16 protein-coding genes and 2 pseudogenes are annotated in these 19880 nt (G+C 68.3%); 11 read left to right on the plus strand and 7 right to left on the minus strand.

Annotated elements, in window-relative coordinates:
- Nucleotides 1-230 (minus strand): annotated as a pseudogene (locus RT323_RS11700) (dipeptidase); the annotation flags it as partial.
- Nucleotides 231-373: 143 nt separating this feature from the next.
- Between RT323_RS11700 and RT323_RS11705 the strand changes: the two are divergent.
- The 7 genes from RT323_RS11705 to RT323_RS11735 all read left to right on the plus strand — a co-directional run bounded on the left by RT323_RS11705 (nucleotide 374) and on the right by RT323_RS11735 (nucleotide 9566).
- The gene (locus tag RT323_RS11705) at nucleotides 374-1399 is read left to right on the plus strand and encodes a heme-binding protein (RefSeq protein WP_313408532.1); all 1026 of its coding nucleotides are present in this window, start codon (nucleotides 374-376) and stop codon (nucleotides 1397-1399) included.
- Between the two features lie 178 nt (nucleotides 1400-1577).
- Nucleotides 1578-4082 (plus strand): ATP-dependent Clp protease ATP-binding subunit, encoded by a 2505-nt coding sequence (locus RT323_RS11710; RefSeq protein WP_313408535.1) that lies wholly within the window; start codon nucleotides 1578-1580, stop codon nucleotides 4080-4082.
- Between the two features lie 271 nt (nucleotides 4083-4353).
- Nucleotides 4354-5214, plus strand: a complete 861-nt coding sequence (locus RT323_RS11715; protein ID WP_313408537.1) for an ATP-binding cassette domain-containing protein — start codon at nucleotides 4354-4356, stop codon at nucleotides 5212-5214.
- Complete coding sequence (locus RT323_RS11720; RefSeq protein WP_313408539.1) at nucleotides 5211-6758, plus strand: ABC transporter substrate-binding protein; 1548 nt, start codon at nucleotides 5211-5213, stop codon at nucleotides 6756-6758. The genes RT323_RS11715 and RT323_RS11720 overlap by 4 nt, the downstream gene beginning before the upstream one ends.
- Nucleotides 6759-6767: 9 nt before the next feature.
- Nucleotides 6768-7676, plus strand: a complete 909-nt coding sequence (locus RT323_RS11725) for an ABC transporter ATP-binding protein (protein WP_313408541.1) — start codon at nucleotides 6768-6770, stop codon at nucleotides 7674-7676.
- On the plus strand, nucleotides 7673-8623 hold the full coding sequence (locus tag RT323_RS11730) for an ABC transporter permease (RefSeq protein ID WP_313408544.1): 951 nt from the start codon (nucleotides 7673-7675) through the stop codon (nucleotides 8621-8623). The genes RT323_RS11725 and RT323_RS11730 overlap by 4 nt, the downstream gene beginning before the upstream one ends.
- A 76-nt stretch (nucleotides 8624-8699) precedes the next feature.
- Entirely contained in the window at nucleotides 8700-9566 is an 867-nt protein-coding gene (locus RT323_RS11735; RefSeq protein WP_313408546.1) for an ABC transporter permease, read from the plus strand.
- 81 nt (nucleotides 9567-9647) lie between these two features.
- Here the strand turns inward: RT323_RS11735 and RT323_RS11740 are convergent, their stop codons facing one another.
- The 5 genes from RT323_RS11740 to RT323_RS11760 form a co-directional block, all read right to left on the minus strand.
- Nucleotides 9648-10466 carry an enoyl-CoA hydratase-related protein gene (locus RT323_RS11740; RefSeq protein WP_313408549.1) on the minus strand — a complete coding sequence of 273 codons (819 nt, stop codon included), beginning with the start codon at nucleotides 10464-10466 and terminating at the stop codon, nucleotides 9648-9650.
- A gap of 44 nt (nucleotides 10467-10510) precedes the next feature.
- Nucleotides 10511-12178, minus strand: a complete 1668-nt coding sequence (locus RT323_RS11745) for a class I adenylate-forming enzyme family protein (RefSeq protein ID WP_313408552.1) — start codon at nucleotides 12176-12178, stop codon at nucleotides 10511-10513.
- A 22-nt stretch (nucleotides 12179-12200) separates the two neighbouring features.
- On the minus strand, nucleotides 12201-13733 hold the full coding sequence (locus RT323_RS11750; RefSeq protein WP_313408554.1) for an AMP-binding protein: 1533 nt from the start codon (nucleotides 13731-13733) through the stop codon (nucleotides 12201-12203).
- A gap of 64 nt (nucleotides 13734-13797) precedes the next feature.
- Nucleotides 13798-15033, minus strand: a complete 1236-nt coding sequence (locus RT323_RS11755; protein ID WP_313408556.1) for an acyl-CoA dehydrogenase family protein — start codon at nucleotides 15031-15033, stop codon at nucleotides 13798-13800.
- 34 nt (nucleotides 15034-15067) lie between these two features.
- Complete coding sequence (locus RT323_RS11760) at nucleotides 15068-16174, minus strand: acyl-CoA dehydrogenase family protein (protein WP_313408559.1); 1107 nt, start codon at nucleotides 16172-16174, stop codon at nucleotides 15068-15070.
- A 231-nt stretch (nucleotides 16175-16405) separates the two neighbouring features.
- Here RT323_RS11760 and RT323_RS11765 point away from each other — a divergent pair, with 231 nt between their 5' ends.
- From RT323_RS11765 to RT323_RS11780, 4 genes are all read left to right on the plus strand, one after another.
- Nucleotides 16406-17188 (plus strand): enoyl-CoA hydratase-related protein, encoded by a 783-nt coding sequence (locus RT323_RS11765; protein ID WP_313408562.1) that lies wholly within the window; start codon nucleotides 16406-16408, stop codon nucleotides 17186-17188.
- 31 nt (nucleotides 17189-17219) lie between these two features.
- Nucleotides 17220-18020, plus strand: coding sequence for an enoyl-CoA hydratase-related protein (locus RT323_RS11770; protein ID WP_313408565.1), 801 nt, complete (start codon nucleotides 17220-17222; stop codon nucleotides 18018-18020).
- A 29-nt stretch (nucleotides 18021-18049) separates the two neighbouring features.
- Entirely contained in the window at nucleotides 18050-18865 is an 816-nt protein-coding gene (locus RT323_RS11775; protein WP_313408567.1) for a VOC family protein, read from the plus strand.
- A 101-nt stretch (nucleotides 18866-18966) separates the two neighbouring features.
- Nucleotides 18967-19551, plus strand: coding sequence for a GrpB family protein (locus RT323_RS11780; RefSeq protein ID WP_313408570.1), 585 nt, complete (start codon nucleotides 18967-18969; stop codon nucleotides 19549-19551).
- On the opposite strand, the pseudogene RT323_RS11785 reads toward RT323_RS11780, so the two are convergent.
- Nucleotides 19535-19880, minus strand: a pseudogene (locus tag RT323_RS11785) (A/G-specific adenine glycosylase); the annotation flags it as partial. The gene RT323_RS11780 and the pseudogene RT323_RS11785 overlap by 17 nt on opposite strands.

The raw sequence follows: 19880 nt of genomic DNA on the forward strand, positions 1-19880 counted from the left end.
GGCTTGTGGGCGATGACGGCCGGGGCGCCGCCGTCCTCGCGCGCGCTCACGATGTCGACGGTGGCGAAGTCCTCCGCGCGCAGGAGCGCGGCCACGGCCTCGGCGCTGCGCCGCACCTCGGCGGCGCGAGCGGGGTCGGCGCTGACGGACTCGATGCGGACGAGGTCTTCGAGATCGCGGCGGATGCCGGGGAGCAGCTGCTGGACCTGGGCGCGGATGTCGAGGCTCATGGACCCAACCTAGGACGCCGAGCCGACACCCTCCGGCCGAGGTATCACTCCTCTTCCAGTGCCCCTCGTCACCGATGTCAGTCCGCAGGAGCGTGCTCGGGCGCCGGAGGCGGATCCCATCGGTACTCGCAGAGGTGTCCCCCGTGATCACCAAGTCCGACGCACTCCACCAACGACTCGAACCGCAGGTTCGGCACGTCACCGACGCCCGCACCGGCGACGAGGACCTCGGTCCGTTCAAGCTGCTGCCCGGCACGTGGTCCAACGAGCCCGGGCTCGCCGGCCGCGGCTGGAACATGATCGCGCTTCCGTTCGGCCCACCGCAGGGAGCGACGTTCCGGCCGCCCTACCGGCTGCTGATGAACCAGTACGACGAGAACCTGGTCTTCGACCTCGTCGACAAGGCGGTTCCCAACCGTGGCATCGCCCCGACGGCAGCGGGTCCGCCGACCTCAGCGGACCAGCTGCTCGTCACCCTCGACTACGAGCAGGGCGTCAAGCAGCTGGCCGCCGAGGACTTCCCGTCGACCGGTCTGGGCGGCCCAGGCGGCGCCGCGATCCACCACGAGCCGGGCCTGTTCCTGCACATGACCGACCCGCTCGACGAGGACAGCACCGACATCGCGCGGCTCGCGACGATCCCTCACGGGGACTCGGTGCTCGCGATGGGCACGGCGCGGGTGTCCGACGGGCCGCCGAGCATCCCGGCGGTCAACGTGCTGCCGCTGGGTGTCGACCACGACCTCGAGACGAACCGGTACCTCGAGCCGTACAAGCACTTCCGGGACAATCCGTTCCGGGGCCTGTTCGATCCGACGGACGCCACAGCGCTGCTGAGGGTGGCCAACGAGGGCCTCGACATCGTCCGGACCACGAAGCTCGAGTTCGACAGCACGCTCCCGACCGGAGGGATCTCGAACATCCCCTTCGTCGTCCGCCAGGCGAACGCCTCGGAGATGAAGTCGACCTTCTGGATCCAGGAGGTCCGGCAGCAGGACGGGACCATCGGGCTGCGGTTGCAGTACCTGCAGATCGTCCAGCTGGACTTCTTCGACCGCTTCGACGGCGGACCCGGCCGGATCAAGTGGCCCCACGTCAGCATCAACACCCTGGCCAAACTGCCGGCGTCCGCGACGCCCGAGCGCGCCTACGCCGTGATGCCCGGTTGACGGCTCGGCCGGGCGGGGTCCCCAGCGGTTCCGCCCGGTCACGCCAAGGCGATTCCGCCGACAGCGAACAGCGGAAGGCCCCGGCCGCCATGACGGTTGAGTTAAGCATCTGGACTTCGTCAAGCCGGTCACCGCAGGCCGACTATGCTGAAAAGACCAGTCCAGCAGAGGGGACGACATGTTCGAGAGATTCACCGACCGGGCCCGACGGGTTGTGGTGCTCGCGCAGGAAGAAGCGCGCATGCTCAGCCACAACTACATCGGCACCGAGCACATCCTGCTGGGCCTCATCCACGAGGGTGAGGGCGTTGCCGCGAAGGCTCTGGAGAGCCTTGACATCTCGCTCGAGGCCGTCCGCGGCCAGGTCGAGGACATCATCGGCCAGGGCCAGCAGGCACCCAGCGGGCACATCCCGTTCACGCCGCGCGCCAAGAAGGTGCTCGAGCTGAGCCTGCGCGAGGCGCTCCAGCTGGGTCACACGTACATCGGCACCGAGCACATCCTGCTCGGCCTGATCCGCGAGGGCGAGGGCGTCGCCGCCCAGGTCCTGGTGAAGCTGGGCGCCGATCTCAACCGCGTCCGCCAGCAGGTCATCCAGCTGGTCAGCGGCTTCCAGGGCAAGGAGGCCGAGTCCACGGGCGCCGGCACCGAGGCCCCCGCCGCGGCGTCCAGCGCCGTGCTCGACCAGTTCGGCCGCAACCTGACCCAGGCTGCCCGCGAGGGCAAACTCGATCCGGTCATCGGTCGCGACGACGAGGCCGAGCGCGTCATGCAGACGCTCAGCCGCCGCACCAAGAACAACCCGGTGCTCGTGGGCGAGCCCGGCGTCGGCAAGACCGCCGTCGTCGAGTCGCTGGCCCAGGACATCGTGCGCGGCGACGTGCCCGAGACGCTCAAGGACAAGCAGATCTACACGCTTGACCTCGGTGCGCTCGTGGCCGGCTCGCGCTACCGCGGCGACTTCGAGGAGCGCCTGAAGAAGGTGCTCAAGGAGATCCGCACCCGCGGCGACATCATCTTGTTCATCGACGAGATCCACACCCTCGTGGGTGCGGGTGCCGCCGAGGGCGCGATCGATGCCGCCAGCATCCTCAAGCCGATGCTGGCCCGCGGCGAGCTCCAGACGATCGGCGCCACGACGCTCGACGAGTACCGCAAGCACTTCGAGAAGGACGCGGCGCTCAACCGTCGCTTCCAGCCGGTGCTGGTCAACGAGCCGTCGGTGATCGATTCCATCGAGATCCTCAAGGGCCTGCGGGACCGGTACGAGGCGCACCACCGCGTCTCGATCACGGACGACGCGCTCGTCGCGGCGGCCACGATGGCCGACCGCTACGTGAGCGACCGCTTCCTGCCGGACAAGGCGATCGACCTGATCGACGAGGCGGGCGCGCGCCTGCGCATCCGCCGCGCCGCTGCGCCGCCGGAGTTCAAGGAGTTCGACGAGCAGATCGCCGACGTCCGCCGCCGCAAGGAGGGCGCCATCGACGCCCAGGACTTCGAGCTCGCCGCCAGCTTGCGCGACGAGGAGAAGAAGCTCATCTCCGCGAAGAGCGAGCGTGAGCGCGCCTGGAAGTCCGGCGACCTCGACCAGGTCGCGGTCGTCGACGAGCACCTCATCGCCGAGGTCCTGGCCAAGGCGACCGGCATCCCGGTCGGCCAGCTCAGCGAGGAGGAGTCCAGCCGGCTGCTCCACATGGAGGACGAGCTGCACAAGCGCGTCATCGGCCAGGACGAGGCCGTCAAGTCCCTCTCGCGGGCGATCCGTCGTACGCGTGCGGGCCTCAAGGACCCCAAGCGTCCCGGTGGATCGTTCATCTTCGCTGGCCCCTCGGGCGTCGGCAAGACGTGGCTGTCGAAGGCGCTGGCGAACTTCCTGTTCGGCGACGACGAGGCGCTCATCCAGCTCGACATGAGCGAGTACAGCGAGAAGCACACGGTCTCGCGCCTGTTCGGCTCGCCTCCGGGCTACGTCGGCTACGAAGAGGGCGGCCAGCTCACCGAGAAGGTGCGCCGCAAGCCCTTCAGCGTGGTCCTGTTCGACGAGATCGAGAAGGCCCACCCGGACATCTTCAACTCGTTGCTGCAGATCCTCGAGGAGGGACACCTCACCGACGGTCAGGGTCGCGTCGTCAACTTCAAGAACGCCGTGATCATCATGACCACCAACCTCGGTGCGCGTGAGATCTCCAAGGGCGTCAACCTGGGCTTCTCCCAGGCGGGCGACGTCGCCGGCACGTACGAGAAGATGAAGGAGCGCGTCGCGACGGAGCTCAAGCAGCACTTCCGTCCGGAGTTCCTGAACCGCGTGGACGAGGTCATCGTCTTCCCGCCGCTGACCCAGGACGAGATCCTGCAGATGGTGGACATGATGATCGCCTCGCTCGAGACGCGTCTGGCCGAGAAGGACATCGACATCGAGCTCACGACGACGGCGAAGATCAAGCTGTCCAAGGAGGGCTTCGACCCGGTGCTCGGTGCACGTCCGCTGCGTCGCACCGTCCAGCGCCAGATCGAGGACGTCCTGGCCGAGAAGCTCCTCTACGGGGAGCTGCACGCCGGCCAGATCGTCCTGGTCGACGTCGAGGACGACGAGTTCACCTTCACGGGCACGTCGAAGGCCGAGCTCGAGCTCCCCGAGGTCACTCCGGCCGTCGAGGCCGGAGCCGGCTCCGAGGACTGATGCACTGAGGCGCCCGATTCGTTCGGGTGTGGGCCGCAGGCCGTGGGATGAACATCCCACGGCCTGCGGCTTTTTGTCGTGCCCGAACGACGACAGCACAGGGGATTTCTGGCAGGGCGGACCAGACGAAACGGGCATCCCAGGCACGATTCGCCCGGGTTCGTGGGCAGCACGGATTCCCTGACGCCGAGTCCAGAATCTGATCGAAAATAAACTTGATGTCAGTTTCAATGTGATCTAGCCTACACAGAGTCCACCCCGGGAGGCCTTCATGGAGAACCTGACTCAACTCGAGCAGTCGACGCGGACGGATGCGGCCGTATCGGTCGAGAACCTGGTCGTCGAGTACCACCTGGCTCGTGCGGGTGTCCTGCGAGCGGTCAACGGTGTCAGCTTCGACGTGGGCAGGTCCGAGATCCTGGGCATCGTCGGCGAGTCCGGAAGCGGGAAGTCCACCGTGGGCATGGTGGTGGCCGGCTTCCTCAACGCGACATCGGGGCGCCTGGACTTCGACGGAACGGTGACGCAGGAGTGGGGCAAGGTCTCCAACTCGGGCCGGGCTGGCGTGCAGATGATCTTCCAGGACTCGTCGACCGCCGTGAACCCGCGGATGAGCGTCGGCCGGATCGTCGCCGAGGCCATCGCCCAGGGCGGGAAGATCACCAAGGAGCACGTCGCGCAGAGCCTCACCTACATCGAGCGGGTCGGCCTGGACCCCGCGCTGGTGGATCGCAAGCCGCGTGAGCTGTCCGGTGGACAGAAGCAGCGGGTGGCGATCGCCCGGGCCCTCGCCGCGCGTCCCGGCCTGCTGGTCTGTGACGAGTCTGTGTCGGCGCTGGATGTGTCGGTGCGCGCCAAGATCCTGAACCTGCTGGTGCAGATCCGCCGCGAGGACGACATCGCGATCCTGTTCATCTCGCACGACCTCGCGGTCGTGAGCCAGCTGGTCGACCGGGTCGTGGTGATGCAGCAGGGCCGAGTCGTCGAGGACGGGCCGGTGCGCGACGTCATCGACCATCCCCAGCACGCCTACACGCAGAAGCTCCTGAACGCCATCCCGCGACTGGAAAGGACGACCGTGAGCACGCAGTCCCATCAGCAGTTCACTTCGATGAAAGAGGAAACCTCGTGAAGCGAATCCTTGGAGCGGCGCGATGGGTCGCGGTCGCGGCCCTGATCGGTGCCATGGCCGCCTGTAGCGGCTCAGACGGTGGAGCCGAGGGTGACTCCTCGATGCTCAAGGCCGGGTCCCTGCTGCAGCCCAGCAGCCTCGATCCCGTCAACGTCACCGGCGGTCATGACATGACCTTCCTGCGACTGATCTACGACCGCCTGCTCGAAGTCGACACCAAGACCGGTCAGGTCAAGGAAGGTCTCGCCACGGAGTGGGGCTACTCCGACGACGGCAAGACGTTCTCCCTGACCCTGCGCGAGGGCGTGAAGTTCTCCGACGGCACCCCGGTCGACGCCGAGGCCGTCAAGGCGAACCTCGAGCGCAACTTCAAGCTGACCAAGCTGGGCCTCGTCACCTCGGTCAGCTCGGTCGCGGTCGTCTCGCCCACCGAGCTGAAGCTCACGATGGGTGAGGACAGCGCCTGGTTGGCCGAGCAGCTCGCGTCCAACTCGGGCTACATGGTCTCCCCGGCGGCCTTCGAGGAGTCCAACGAGGATGTCTCGGGCAACCCGATCGGCTCCGGCCCCTACGTCATCGAGAAGAACGTGGCCGGCTCACAGATCGTGTTCAAGAAGAACGCGGACTACTGGAACGAGGACCGTGGCTTCTACGAGTCGATCGACCTGAAGTTCTTCAAGACGCCGGTCTCGATGAACCAGGCGCTGCAGTCGGGACAGATCGAGGTGGCGGCCCGCACGTCGCTCACGGACATCGACACCCTGAAGAAGGCCGATGGCATCGAGGTCGAGGTCGACCCGTCGCTCGCGCACTATCACGTGCAGTTCAACATGGCGAGCCCCAAGCTCCAGGACAAGCGGGTCCGCGAAGCATTCAACTACGCCCTTGATCGTGATGCGCTGGCCAAGGCTGCCACGGGTGGCCACGGCGAGCCGACGCAGAGCATGTACCCGCCGTCGTCGGAGTACAGCAGTGACGCGACCCAGTCCCTGTACTCGTACGACCCGGACAAGGCGAAGCAGCTGCTGGCCGACGCGGGATTCGCCGACGGCATCGAGCTCAAGTGCAGCACCTACACCGGATCCGGCTACGAGACCTCGTCGCCCTACATCCTCGAGCAGCTGGACGCCGTGGGCATCAAGGTGGACCTGGAGATCAGCGAGCTCACCGAGGTCATGGCCAACTTCTACAAGGGTGGTGACATGGCAGCCGCCCGCAAGGCGCCTGACTGCAACTTCACCAGCTGGCCCAGCCAGCCGACCCCGCGCGACACGTTCAACGCGGAGTACGGCAAGTCGATCTACAACGTCGGACATGCCGAGGTCGTGCCGTGGGAGATGCTCGCCGAGTTCGAGAAGACCCTCGATCCCGACGAGCGCGTGAAGATGGCCCAGGAGATCCAGATCGAGGCGGCCAACAACCCGAACATGGCCAACATGTACACGAAGCCGAAGGCCTACGCCCATCGGACGAGTGTGGAGCCGCACGAGCCCAACTTGCTCGAGTTCGACACCGACATGGCCGCGCTCCGGCCGGCCGAGTAAGGACGGATCATGTCACTTCCCAGCACTGAGTCCCGGGTCTCGCAGGACCAGGATCGCGAGCCGATCCTGTCGGTCCGAGAGCTCGAGGTGAGCTTCGGCGGACCCCAGAAGGCAGTGGTCGATGTCTCTCTGGACCTGTATCCGGGAGAGATCCTGGGAGTGGCTGGACAGTCCGGGAGCGGCAAGAGCCTCACGGCCCTTGCCGCCCTCGGGCTGGCCCCGACGAACGCGGACATCAAGGGTTCGATCCGCTTCAAGGGCAAGGAGCTGGTCGGGGCCAAGGAGTCCGAGAGGGCCAAGGTCCGCGGCTCCGGGATGACGATGATCTTCCAGGAGACGGTGACGGCCCTCAATCCCGTCGTCCAGATCGAGCGACAGATGGAGCTGGCCCTTCGCGCCAACGTCGAGTGCTCGAAAGCCGCGGCCAAGGAGCGCATCGTCCAGGCGCTGAACGACGTGCAGCTGCGTGACGTCGACCGCGTGCTCGACAGCTACCCGCACGAGCTGTCCGGCGGGATGTGCCAGCGCGTCATGATCGCGATGGCGCTCGTGTGCGGCGCCGACATTTTGTTCGCCGACGAGCCGACGACGGCCCTCGACGTGACGGTCCAGCGCGAGGTCATGGACATCATCCGCCAGGTGACGGACGAGCGGAAGCTGGCCGTCATGCTGATCTCGCACGACATCGGGGTGCTCGACGAGGTGTCCGACCAGCTGGCGGTCATGTACCGCGGCCGGGTCGTCGAGACCGGGCCGTCGTCGGCGGTGATCGCCGACCCCGGGCATCCCTACACCCGGGCACTCATCAGCAGCATCCCCAGGATCCACGGGGCACACAACGAGTTCATCGAGATGCCCCAGCTCGACTTCGAGGAGTTCGAGCCGCTCCATCACCCAGCGAGGGAAGGTGCCGCGTGACCCGTCTATTCCTCCGCCGCCTGAGAGTGGTCATCCCGACCCTTCTCCTCATCACGCTCCTGTCGTTCATGCTGCGCGTGATCATCCCCGGCGGTCCGGCCGAAGCCCTGCTGGGCGGATCGGACAACCCGGACACGATCAAGATGATCAACGAGCGGTACGGGCTCGACCGCCCCGTGTGGGAGCAGTACTTCAGCTGGATCGGGGGCGTCCTGCGAGGTGACTTCGGCATCTCCTACGCCACCGGGCTCCCGGTCGTGGACGTCCTGGGGCCGCGCATGGCGTCGACCCTGGAGATCGTCGGGCTCGGCATGCTCGTCGCCCTCCTGGTCGGCGGAGCGGTCGGCATGTTCGCCGCCATCAAGCGCGAGACGCGGTTCGGCCGGTTCGTCTTCGCCATCTCCGGCCTGGGCGTCTCGGTCCCGGTCTTCTGGATCTCGACGATGTGCGTGGGCATCTTCGGTGCCAGCCTCGGCTGGCTGCCGGTCAACGGCTACACGCCATGGTCCGCGGGCGTGGGCCCGCACCTCGAGTCCATCCTGATGCCGGTGCTGCTGATCGCCGTGCCGCCGACCGCCTTCACGATCCGGCACGTCCGCAGCGCCATGGTGGCCGCCCTGGACAGTCCGTACATCCGTGCGGCGCGTGCCATGGGCGTCAGCTCGGCGCGCATCAACTTCGACCTCGCCCTGCGCAACGCCGTCGGACCGGTCATCACCTTCATCCCGTTCCTGGCATCGACTCTCGTCGGCGAGCTCGTCATCATCGACGTCGTCTTCGTGCTGCCGGGGCTGGGCGCCTCGATCATCGACGCCGTGCACTTCCGCGACTTCGCCGCCCTGCAGGCGATCGTCCTGCTGCTGGCGTTCGCGGTCGTGATGCTGTCCCTGATCGCCGACCTCGTGCTCACGGCCATCGACCCCCGTCGCAGGAAGGAACTCGCATGAACGAGCGCAGTCGAGAGATCAGTCGGCCCCTCATGCCGGTGCAGCCATATGGTGCGTTTTCTAGGGCGGTGGCGGCATGAGCATCGCCCAGAACCTCGTGCCCGGAAGAGCCGGGACCGGTGTCCGGCGCAACAAGTCCGACACGGTCTTCACGCCCACCGTCGTCCTCGCGATCGTGGTCGTCGTCTCGCTCATCCTGGTCGGCCTGTTCGCCAGCGTGATCTCTCCGTACGGCCCGCTCAAGACCGACGCGAACAACACGTTCGGCTCCCCGTCGGCCTCGCACTGGCTGGGCACCGACCAGGCCGGACGCGATGTCCTGACCCGGTTGATGTACGGCGCGGCCGCGTCCTTCCAGGGCACGGCGATCGCGGTCGGGGTGTTCCTGCTCATCGGCGTCCCGTGGGGTCTGGCCGCCGGGTACATCGGTGGTCCGCTCGACGAGGTCAGCATGCGCTTCGCGGATGCGATCTTGTCCATCCCGGGCCTGGTGCTGGCCGTCGCGATCACCGGCGTGGTCGGATCCGGACTGAACATGTCCATGGTGGCGCTCGGGTTCATCTTCTCGCCGAGCATCGCCATGCTGCTCCGATCGAACATCCTGCCGATCCGGCGTTCGGACTACCTCCTGGTCGCGCGATCGCTGGGCGTCAGCAACATGCGCGCCGCGATCCGGCACGTGCTGCCGAACGCCTTCGCGCCGGTGCTGGTCCAGGCATGCAGCCTGGCGAGCATCGCGATGATCGTCCAGGCGGCCCTGGGCTTCCTGGGGCTGGGCGTGAACCCGCCGAATCCGTCGTGGGGCGGCGACCTGGCGGACGCCTACCTGTTCTTCACGGAGGCTCCGTTCGCCACGGTCGTCCCCGGTCTGGTGATCGTGCTGGCGGCCTTCTCGATCAGCCGCATCGGCGACGCGATCCGGATCGGGATGCGCGTCGGCTGACCTCTGGAGTGACGCACCAAGGCCCGGTCCGTTGCGGACCGGGCCTTGGTCGTTCCTCGCGTCACCGACGTGACGCGAGGATCAGATCTTCGCCGTGAAGGTCGTCGGCGGGACGGCCGAGTGGTCCAGCGGGGCGAACTTGGGCTGGCGGCGCTCGAGGAAGCTCGCCACGCCCTCGGCCAGGTCCGGCCGGGCGGCCGAGGCGCGCATCAGCTCGTCCGAGTGGTCCATCGACTCGATCAGCGGGCGGTCGTAGTGGTTGTACATCTGCCACTTGATGACGGCCATGGCCGTGGGCGACACGTTGTCGGCCAGGTCGCGGGCGTAGGCGTTGGCCCGGCTCAGGACCTCGTCGTGGGGCACCGCGAAGTGGACGACGCCGAGGCGCTCGGCCTCGTCGCCCTTGAACACGCGAGCCGACATGAGCAGCTCCGAGGCGGTGGCCAGGGACGTCAGGCGGGAGAAGAGCCACGTGAGGCCGTGCTCCGCGATGAGCCCGCGACGTGCGAACGCGGTGGTGAACTTCGCGTCCTGCGACGCGATGCGCACGTCGCACATCAGCGCCAGCTGCAGGCCGATGCCGGCGCAGGCGCCGTTGATGGCGGCGATGATCGGCTTGGGGAACCACATCGGGGCCAGCAGCGGGCGGCTGCCGGCGGCCGTGCCGCCGTCCTCCTCGGACAGGACCTCCATGTCGGCGCCAGCCGAGAAGGCCCTGCCCGCGCCGGTGATGATGACGACGCGAACGTCGTCGTCATGCGCGAGCGTGTCGAAGAGTCCGAAGAGCTTCTCCTGGACCTCGCTGTTCCACGCGTTGTAGACGTCGGGTCGGTTGAGGGTGATCGTGGCGACGCCGTCCTCGACGTCGACGAGGATCACATCGGTGTCCGTTGCTGCCATGGTGTGTCACATTCCCTTCCGGGGAGGTGGTGGTGCTTCTGGAATCACTGGGCGGACTGGACGGTCTGCCTGACCGACGTCCGGATGTCCCGCTTGAGCAGCTTGCCGACGGGATTGCGGGGGAGCTCCGTCATGTACTCGATGAGCTCGGGCAGCTTGTAGACCGCGAGGCCGGCCTCGCGCAGGTAGGCCAGGATGCCGGCCAGCGTGGGCGGATCGGACTCGTCCCTGGGCACCACGACGATGCAGACTCGCTCGCCGAGCTCCTCGTCAGGGACGCCCACGGCCGCGCAGTCGGCGACGCCGGGCGCACCGACCACGAGGTTCTCGACCTCGGCGGCGCTGATGTTGAACCCGCCGCGGATGATGATGTCCTTCGCGCGGTCGAAGTACGACAGGAACCCGTCGCCCTTGATCAGGAAGAGGTCGCCGGTGTGCAGGTAGCCCTCGTCGTCGAAGGCTCGCTCGGCCAGGTCCGGCCGGTTGAAGTAGCCCGGGAAGACGAGCGGACCGCGGACGCGCAGCTCTCCGACGTCGCCCGGCGAGGTCGTCGCGTGACCGTCGTCCCCGACGATCCTGTACTGCATGCCGGTGATCCTGGACGGCCACTCGTGGCCGGGCAGGCCGTACCAGGGAAGATGCGTCGACCGGCGGTCGGCCTCGGGGACGTCGTCGGGGCCGGCCCACAGGCCCGCACCCTCGTTCATGCCCCACCCGTTGACGATCTCGACGCCCCACCGTTGCTTGTAGCCCTCGATCAGGGACGCGGACGGCGGGGAGCCGCCGGTCATGATCGAGTCCACCGAGGTGAGGTCGAGGACGGAGTCGGTGGTGTTGAGCAGCTGGCGCAGGATCGCCGGCGGCAGGATCAGGAACTGGGTGTCGTGGTCGTTGATCTGCTGGATCAGCAGGTCGAGGTCGAGCGGATGGTGCAGGGCCACCGAGCCCGACAGCTTGAGGTTCACGGTGATCGTCAGGCACACGCCCAGCATGTTCGTGACGGGGGCGGCCGCGACCTGGCGGTGACTGCCTTCGCTCAGGCTGAGGCTCTTGACCAGGGCCTCGCCGCCGTAGTTCCAGTTGTTGTGGCTGAGCGGGCAGCCCTTCGGCTGGCTCTCGGTCCCGGACGTCCAGCACAGGGTGAAGATCTCGTAGGGGCTCGGGCGCCGTTCCGCGAGCACGTCGAGTCGGGGCTCACGCCGCGACATCTCGGGGATGTCGGCGAGGTCGATGAGGTGCTCCACGCTCGACCCCACCTGCCAGGACCTCGCGTCGTCGAGGGGCCGGTGGTTCTTGAACTGCTCCGGAGCGATCAGGAAGCGCGCGCCGGTCAGCTCGGCCACGTAGCCGATGTCCTTGGATCGCCACTGCATCGGCACGGGGGAGATGATCCCGCCCGCGCGGCAGATCGCCAGGTACAGCAGCGGCAGCTCGACGACGTTCGGCGACTGGACGACGACCACGTCGTCCTTGACCAGCCCCAGGTCGACCAGGCTCGTCGCCAGCGCGTCGGCGGCGTCCTTCAGCTGCGACCACGTCAGCGCCGTCGGATCGGAGCCGATCAGGTCCTGTCGGTTGGGCGGGTCGGAGTACGCCACCCGGTCGGGAAAGGTGCGAGCCGCATGATCCAGGTCGTCGAGCAGCGTGTGATCGCGGGACCACAGGCCGTTGGCGGTGAACTCGTCGATCAGTTCGGGACGATGAAGGATCATGGCTGCTCCCTGGCGGTCGTTCTCAGGATGTGTGGACGGCGCCCGACGCCTTGACGGTGCGGAATCCGAGACTGCTCACGTCGGCACGATCGATCTTGCGCTTGAGGATCTTGCCGGTGGAGCCCTTCGGGAGCTCGGGGACCACGTGATAGATCCGAGGGGTCTTGTAGGACGCGATCCGCTCGGCCATCCAGGCCTGCATCTGCCGGAGGTCGAACGCGCGGCCCTCGCGCAGGACGATCACGGCGGCGATCTCCTCGCCCAGGCGTTCGTCGGGGACTCCCACCACCGCGACCTCGAGGAGATCCGGATGCGTGTAGAGGATCTCCTCGAGCTCCTTGGGATACACGTTGTAGCCGCCGCGGATGATCAGGTCCTTGATCCGGTCGACGACCCACAGGTCGCCGTCCTCGTCCATGCGTCCGAGGTCGCCGGTCATGAACCAGTCCTCGTGCCACGCCTTGGCGGTGGCCTCCGGACGGTTCCAGTAGTTCTTGAGGCTCATCTCGCAGCGGACGCCGATCTCGCCGACGCTTCCGGGCGGCAGCCGGCGATGCTCGGTGTCGAAGATGGCGAGCTCGGCGCCGGGCCACGCGACACCCGCGCTCTGCGGCTTGCGGGGGCCTCCGATCCGGGGGCACGCCCCGACGCCCGCGGTCTCCGTCAGCCCGTAGCCGGCCAGGATCTCGCAGCCGTAGCGATCGTGGAACTGGGCCGCGACCTTCGTGGGCAGTCCGGCGCCGCCGGACAGTGCCAGCCGGAGCCGCGAGAAGTCGAGCGAGTCGAACTCGGGGCCCACGTTGGCCATGGCGTTCCACATCGTCGGGACGCCCGCCAGCAGGGTGACCCCATGACGTGCGGCGGTCTCCAGGAGCGCTGCGGCGTCGAACTTGGTCAGCAGGGTCACGGGGATCCCGGCCTCGTAGGCCGTGCGGATGATCGTCACCTGCCCGAACACGTGGAACAAGGGCAGCGCGGTGCCGAAGTGGTCGTCCGCGGTGATCTCGATGGCCTCGATGACGGATCGGGCGCTGCCCTGGATCCCGCGATGGGTGAGCTGGGCTCCCTTGGGCTGCCCGGTCGTGCCGGACGTGTACATGATCACCGCGCCGTCGCCGGGATCGACGTCACGAGGCTGGGCGACGGGCGGCCCGGTCCACTCGGCGGCGTCGTTCACGTTCCAGACCGGGACCCGCAGCTCCTCGCCGGCCCGAGAGACGTGAGCCTGCGTCCCGTCGTCCGCCAGCGCGAGGACGGCTCCGGAGTCGTCGAGGAAGTACCGCAACTCGTTGAACGTCGAGCCCGGGTTGACCGTGACCGCGATCGCGCCGGCGGCCAGGATCCCGTGATAGGCGAAGACCCAGTCCGCCTGCGTGCCCGCGGCCAGCAGGACCCGGTCGCCGGGCGCCACCCCGGCGTGGATCAGCCGTCCGGCCCACCCGGCGGACCCGTCCCGCAGCTCGCCGAACGTCCACTCCTGCCCGTCGATGCGCAGCGCCACGGCGTCGGGTCGTGCATGCGCGTGCGTCCAGATCGGCTGGGATGCGTTCACCATGAGCAGGAGTGCCTTTCGACTGCGGGGGGAGGAGGATCGTCCGCCGGGTGCGAGCGGAGCCGGCTCAGCGACTGCGGTTCGTCTCGACCTTCGGCTCGCGGGGCATGCCGAGGATCTTCTCGGACAGCAGGTTGCGCTGGACTTGGTTCGTTCCCGCGAAGATCGTGCTCGCGCGAGCGTTGAGGTAGCCGGTGATCCAGCCCGCGCTGTCCGTCGGTGCGCCGGGCGCGTCGGGGCCGTCGGGGATCGCCGGGCGGCGACCCTCGAGCGTGAGGACGCTCTCGCCGAGGATGTCCATGGCCAGGTCCATCAGGACTCGCTGGTACTCGGACCAGAAGAACTTGTTCATCGCGCCCTCGGGACCGATGCCCTCGCCGGACAGCGTCCGGGTCAGGGCGCGGTAGCCCATGAGCCGCATCGCCAGGACGCGAGCGCGGCACCAGGCGATGCGCTGGCGGATGCCCTCCTCGTGGTTCCGGCCGTGCTCGCGGGCCAGCTCCTCCAGTCGGTCGAGCTCCTCGGCGAAGCGGATGGCCAGCACCGCCGCAGCGCCGCCACGCTCGTGCTCGAGGAGCGCGGTGGCGACGCGCCAGCCGTCGTTGACCTCGCCGATCGTGTTCTCGACGGGGGTGACGGCGTCCGTGAAGAACACCTCGTTGAAGTCGGCCTCGCCGGAGATCTGCTTGATCTGGCGGACCTCGATCCCGGGCTGGTCCATGGGGCACGCCAGCAGCGTGAGGCCGCGGTGCTTCGCCGCCTCCGAATCGGTCCGGACGAGGACGAAGATCCAGTCGGCGATGTGCGCGGTCGACGTCCAGATCTTCTGGCCGTTGATGCGCCATTGGCCGTCCTCCAGGACGGCGGTCGTCGCGGCGCTCGCCAGGTCCGAGCCGGACTGCGGCTCGGAGTAGCCCTGGCACCACTTGATCTCGCCGCTGAGGATGCGCGGCAGGAACCTCTGCTTCTGCTCCTCGGTCCCGAAGGCGAGCAGGGTGCTGCCGAACATCTGCATGCTGAAGACGTCGCTCATGGCGGCCTGGGGGAGCTTGTGGCGCGTGAGCTCCTCGGTGATGGCGACCTGGTACTCGGCGCTCAGACCGCGTCCGCCGTACTCCTTCGGCCACGAGATGCCGATGTACCCGCGTTCGTACAGCTCCTTGCGGATCCGCTCGGCGAACGGGTCGTACTCCTCACGGGGGAGGGTGCCGGCCCCGGCCCAGTCGGCGGGGACGAGTTCGCGCAGCACGCCGGCGAACTCCTTCTGGAAGGCTTGAACGTCGGGGGAGAAGGTGGGGTTCATGCGAGCGTCAGTCCAATCTTGAGATGAGCGTCGGTCAGACGGCGAGGAGGTCGGCGATGCGGGCGCGGTGGCCCTGCGGCGTTCCGTAGAGCGTCGACGACGCCTTGGCCCGGCGGAAGTACAGGTGCGCCGAGTGCTCCCACGTGAAGCCGATGCCTCCGTGGATCTGGATGTTGTTGCCCGCAGCCAGGTTGAACGCGTCGGAGGCGGCCTGCTTCGCCATGGAGGCGGCGACGCTGGCGTCGGGCGCCTTCTCCTCGATGGCCCACGCGGCGTACTCGGTCAGGAGGCGGGCGGTCTCGACCTCGACCAGCGCGTCGGCGCACATGTGCTTGATGGCCTGGAACGAGCCGATCGGCCGGCCGAACTGCGTCCGCTCGAGGCTCCACCGGACGGACTGGTCGAGCGCTGCCTGCGCCCCGCCCACCATCTCGGCCGCGAGGCCGGCGGCGGCCTTGTCGTTGACTTCGGCCAGGACGGCAGCGGCGTCCTGCGGGCCGACCACGAGCGTCGCCTTCACGTCATGGAACTCGAGGTGGCCGATCGGCCGGGTGATGTCGAGGCTCTCGCGCACGTTGACCGTGACACCCTCCGCGTCGGCGGCGACGCTGAACCAGGCCGGACCCTGCGGCAGTGAGGCGATGACGATGAACTCGTCGGCCGTGTCCGCGTCGGTGACGTTGACCTTGCGTCCCGTGAGGCGGTGCTCGTCGCCCACCTCGAAGGCCCTGGTGGAATGTCCGGGCCTGGACCAGGTGCCGCCCTCGTCGGCGATGGCGAGCGTGAAGATCCGCGAGCCCTCGGCGAGGCTCCGCAGCCGTTCGGAGGCCGCGTCGTCACCGTGCTCCAGCACCCAGCTGGCGGCGATCGTGGAGAAGTAGGGGCCGGCGTAGGAGTCGCGCCCCAGCTCCTCGAGGACGATCGAGGTCTCGATGAAGCCGGCGCCACTGCCGTCGGCCGCCTCCGGCACGGCCAGGCCCTGCAGGCCCAGCTGCTGGGCCATGGTCTTCCACAGCTCGCGGTCGAACGCGTAGCCCGACTTCAGGATCGTGTTGCGTGCCTCGCTCCCCGAGCGGCGGGAGAGGAAGTCTTTCACCGAGCTGCGAAGGTCTTCTTGCTCCCTGCTGAAGGAGAACTCCATGATGGCGCCTTTCAGGTTCGAGTCCGAGGTCGGGATCCACCAGTCATGGCGCCAAGAGAGCGCGTCGGCGATGGCGTGATCGAAATCACGCTAACCGCAAACTGAGTTCGACGTCAACTTCAATTTGAACTTGACTTCCGTTTCACCCCGGGCTTGACTTCCGGCAGGCCGAGGGGCCCGAATCGACCGTGAGGAGCAGTGCCCGTGGGAGTTGACGAGACTGAGATTCCAGTGATTGTCGAGCGCTCGGACGGCGTCGCCCGACTGACGCTGAACCGCCCGGACCGGCTCAACGCCATGAGCGACCCCATGCTCGACCTGTTCGTGGACTCGGTCGCCGACGTCACTGCCGACGAGGACATCCGGGTGATCGTGCTGACCGGCGCCGGGCGCGGCTTCTGCGTCGGCGGCGATCTCGACGCCTTCAGCGAGTCGGGCGAGGTCGAGCCCCCGTCGCGGGGCGCCTCGATCGAGAAGCTGCACCGTCACATGCGTGCCTCGGAGCTGCTCCGCTCGTCCCACGCGGTCTCCATCGCAGCCGTCAACGGCGCCTGTGCCGGCGCGGGACTGTCGCTGGCAGCGGCGTGCGATCTGCGGATCAGCTCGTCCGCGGCGGTGTTCCGGTCCGCCTTCGTCGACGCGGCGCTCTCCGGCGACTTCGGTGGGACCTGGTTGCTGACCCACCTGATCGGCGAGTCGCGGGCGAAGCAGATGGCCTTCCTGAACCAGAAGGTCGACCCGGCCACCGCCCTGGACTGGGGACTGGTCAGCGCCGTGCACCCGGCCGACGTCTTCGAGTCGGAGGTCCAGGCCGCGGCCGACGCGCTCGCTCGCAAGGCCCCGCGCGCCCTCGCCGGACTCAAGCGCAACTTCGTCGACGCGGCACGGCTCGGGTTCGCCGAGGCGAGCGCGATCGAGGCCGAGCGCCACGTCGACTGTGCTCGCACCACCGATCTCGTCGAGGCCGCGAATGCGTTCCTCGAGCGTCGCGAGCCCCGGTTCACGGGCTCGTGACCACGCTGTCCGCCGTCCACGAGGAGAGAACATGACGTACGACTCGATCCGGTACGAGGTGGTCGCCGACCACGTCGCCCGACTCACGCTCGACCGGCCTCGGCGCAAGAACGCCTACGACGTCAAGCTCACGCAGGAGTGCGTCGACGCGCTCGCTCGCTACGCGTCCGACGACGAACTGCGGGTCCTCATCATCACGGGGGCCGAGGACGCGTTCTGCGCCGGCGGTGACATCCGCAGCGAGGAGGACGAGCACATCGCCGCCACGCGCACACTCAGTCACGCCACGATCATGCGCGAGGGCTTCCACGCGCTGACCTCGGCACTGCACCGGCTCGAGAAGCCGACGATCGCGATGGTGAACGGACCCGCGGTCGCCGGCGGCCTCACTCTCGCCCTGATGTGCGACCTGCGGATCGCGAGCGATCGTGCCCGCATGGGCGACACGTCCGGCACCGTCGGACTGCTGCCGGACGAGGGTGGCGCGTGGTTGTTCCCGCGGTTCCTCGGGCTCGAGAAGGCCTTGCGGATGACCTACTTCGGCGAGGTCTACTCCGCCGACGAGGCGCTGCGGCTGGGCCTGGTCGGCGAGGTCGTCCCGCACGAGGACCTCGAGCGGGTCACGATGGAGCGCGCCGAGCTGTTGGCGCGACGTGCGCCGCTGGCGATCCGGATGGCCAAGAAGATGATGGTCCGCGGCCTGACGAACACCCTGGACGAGTCGCTGGGCGACGCGCAGATGGCCGTGATGTTCGTGAACGAGAGCAAGGACGTGGCCGAAGGGGTGCAGGCGTTCCTCGAGAAGCGGCCGCCCGAGTTCGTCGGTCGCTGACGTGTGGAACTGAGAGACAGGGAACGCCCATGATCCGTCTACGGCAGGTGTGCCTCGCCACCCCGAGAATCAGCGACGCCGACGTGCTGGCGGACATCCTCGGCGTCGTCATCGCCCACCGCGATCCGCTCGTCAGCCAGTTCGGACTCGAGAACGCGCTGCTCGGACTCGGCGGCACCTTCGTCGAGTTCATCGCGCCGCTCAGGGAGGGCACGACCGCCACCCGCTTCCTGCAGAAGCACCCGGAGGGCGCCGGTTACATGGTGATCCACGACACGGACGAGTTCGAGACGATCCGCGCACGCGTCGAGGCGCAGGGTGTGAGGATCGCCTTCGAGAGCACCCCGGAGTCACGTGGTCCCGAGAACAACGATCCCGAGTACGGGTACGACTCCTTCCGGCTCGTCCAGCTCGATCCGCGGTCCGTCGGCGGGACGCTCATGGAGTTCAACCAGACCGCCGGCAACGCCGATCTCTTCGGGGGGTACGCCCCCGCCGGGATGAGCTGGCAGGACACGGTGCAGGACGTGGGCCTGCCGAAGATCGTGGGCGCCGAGTGCACCAGCACCGACCCCGAGAAGATGGCGCACACCTGGGCATCGCTGATGGACAAGCCGGTCGAGCAGGACGGCGGCGGCCGGTCGATCATCCGCCTGGACGACGGCTCCGTTGATCGGTTCGTCGCCGGGGAGACCAGCATGTTCTCGCGGCTCCTCGTGGACGCGGACGACCCGCAGCCCATTCTCGACCGTGCTCGAGCCGCGGGCCTCGACGTCGACGACTCGGCCTTCGACTTCTGCGGGGTCACGTTCGTGGTCCTGCCGCGAGGTCGCGCGGAGTCGTGACAGTTTCCCCGGTTAACCGGGGAAGCCGTCACTTCACGAGGGTTGCGATCCTCGAGAAGTGACAGGGAACCTCGTCCAGTGCGCCCCGGTACGGTCGTGGCGTGGACCGCGAACGCCTGCTCGACTTCAGCGAGCCGCCGGTGCCTGAGGGCGCGAGCCCGTGGGTCGCGGGCTTCGGTCCGAGTCGGGACCTGACGATCACCGATCACCAGCCGCGGTGGGCCGAGGACTTCGAGGCGCTGGCCTCCCGGATCACCGACGCCCTCGGCTCGACCGCTCTGCACATCGAGCACGTGGGTTCGACCTCGGTCCCGGGCCTTCCCGCCAAGCCGATCATCGACGTGGGCGTCGCCGTGCCGGACTCCGACGAGGAGGCGGCCTACGTGCCGGCGTTCGAGGCGGCGGGCTTCGTCCTGGCCGTGCGCGAGCCCTGGTGGCAGGGTCACCGGCTGTTCCGGTGCCCCGAGCCCCGCGCGAACGTCCACGTCTTCGGTGCCGAGGCGGCTGAGCCTCACCGTCACCGCATCTTCCGCGACTGGCTGCGGTCGCATCCTCAGGACCGGGATCGCTACGCCGATGCCAAGCGCGCCGCCGCGGCCGCCGGCGGCCACGTCATGGAGTACAACGCGCGCAAGCAGGCGGTGCTGCGGGAGATCCTGGTGCGCGCGATCAACGCGGCAGGGTGAACCGGCCGTCGCCGGTGAGGTCCAGCAGACCGTCGTCGAGGAGCGAGTCCAGGCAGCGTTCGCGCTGGGCCGCGTCCGGCCAGGCCCCGTCGAGGGCCGCCTGGTGAACCGGCTCGGTCGCGTCGCGGACGACTGCCATCAATCGTCCTCGGCACTGGCGGTCGGTGCCGTCCCACGCCTGCCCGCGGCGGGCCGGCCCGTCGTGCTCGGGGTACCCGGCGGAACGCCAGGCGCACAGGTCGGCGACGGGGCACGCGTCGCATCGTGGCGACCGGGCGGTGCACACCAGCGCGCCGAGCTCCATCGTGGCGGCGGCCCACCGTGCGGCG

The sequence above is a fragment of the Aeromicrobium sp. genome, assembly GCF_032084975.1.
In the GTDB taxonomy this organism is placed as follows: Bacteria; Actinomycetota; Actinomycetes; order Propionibacteriales; family Nocardioidaceae; genus Aeromicrobium.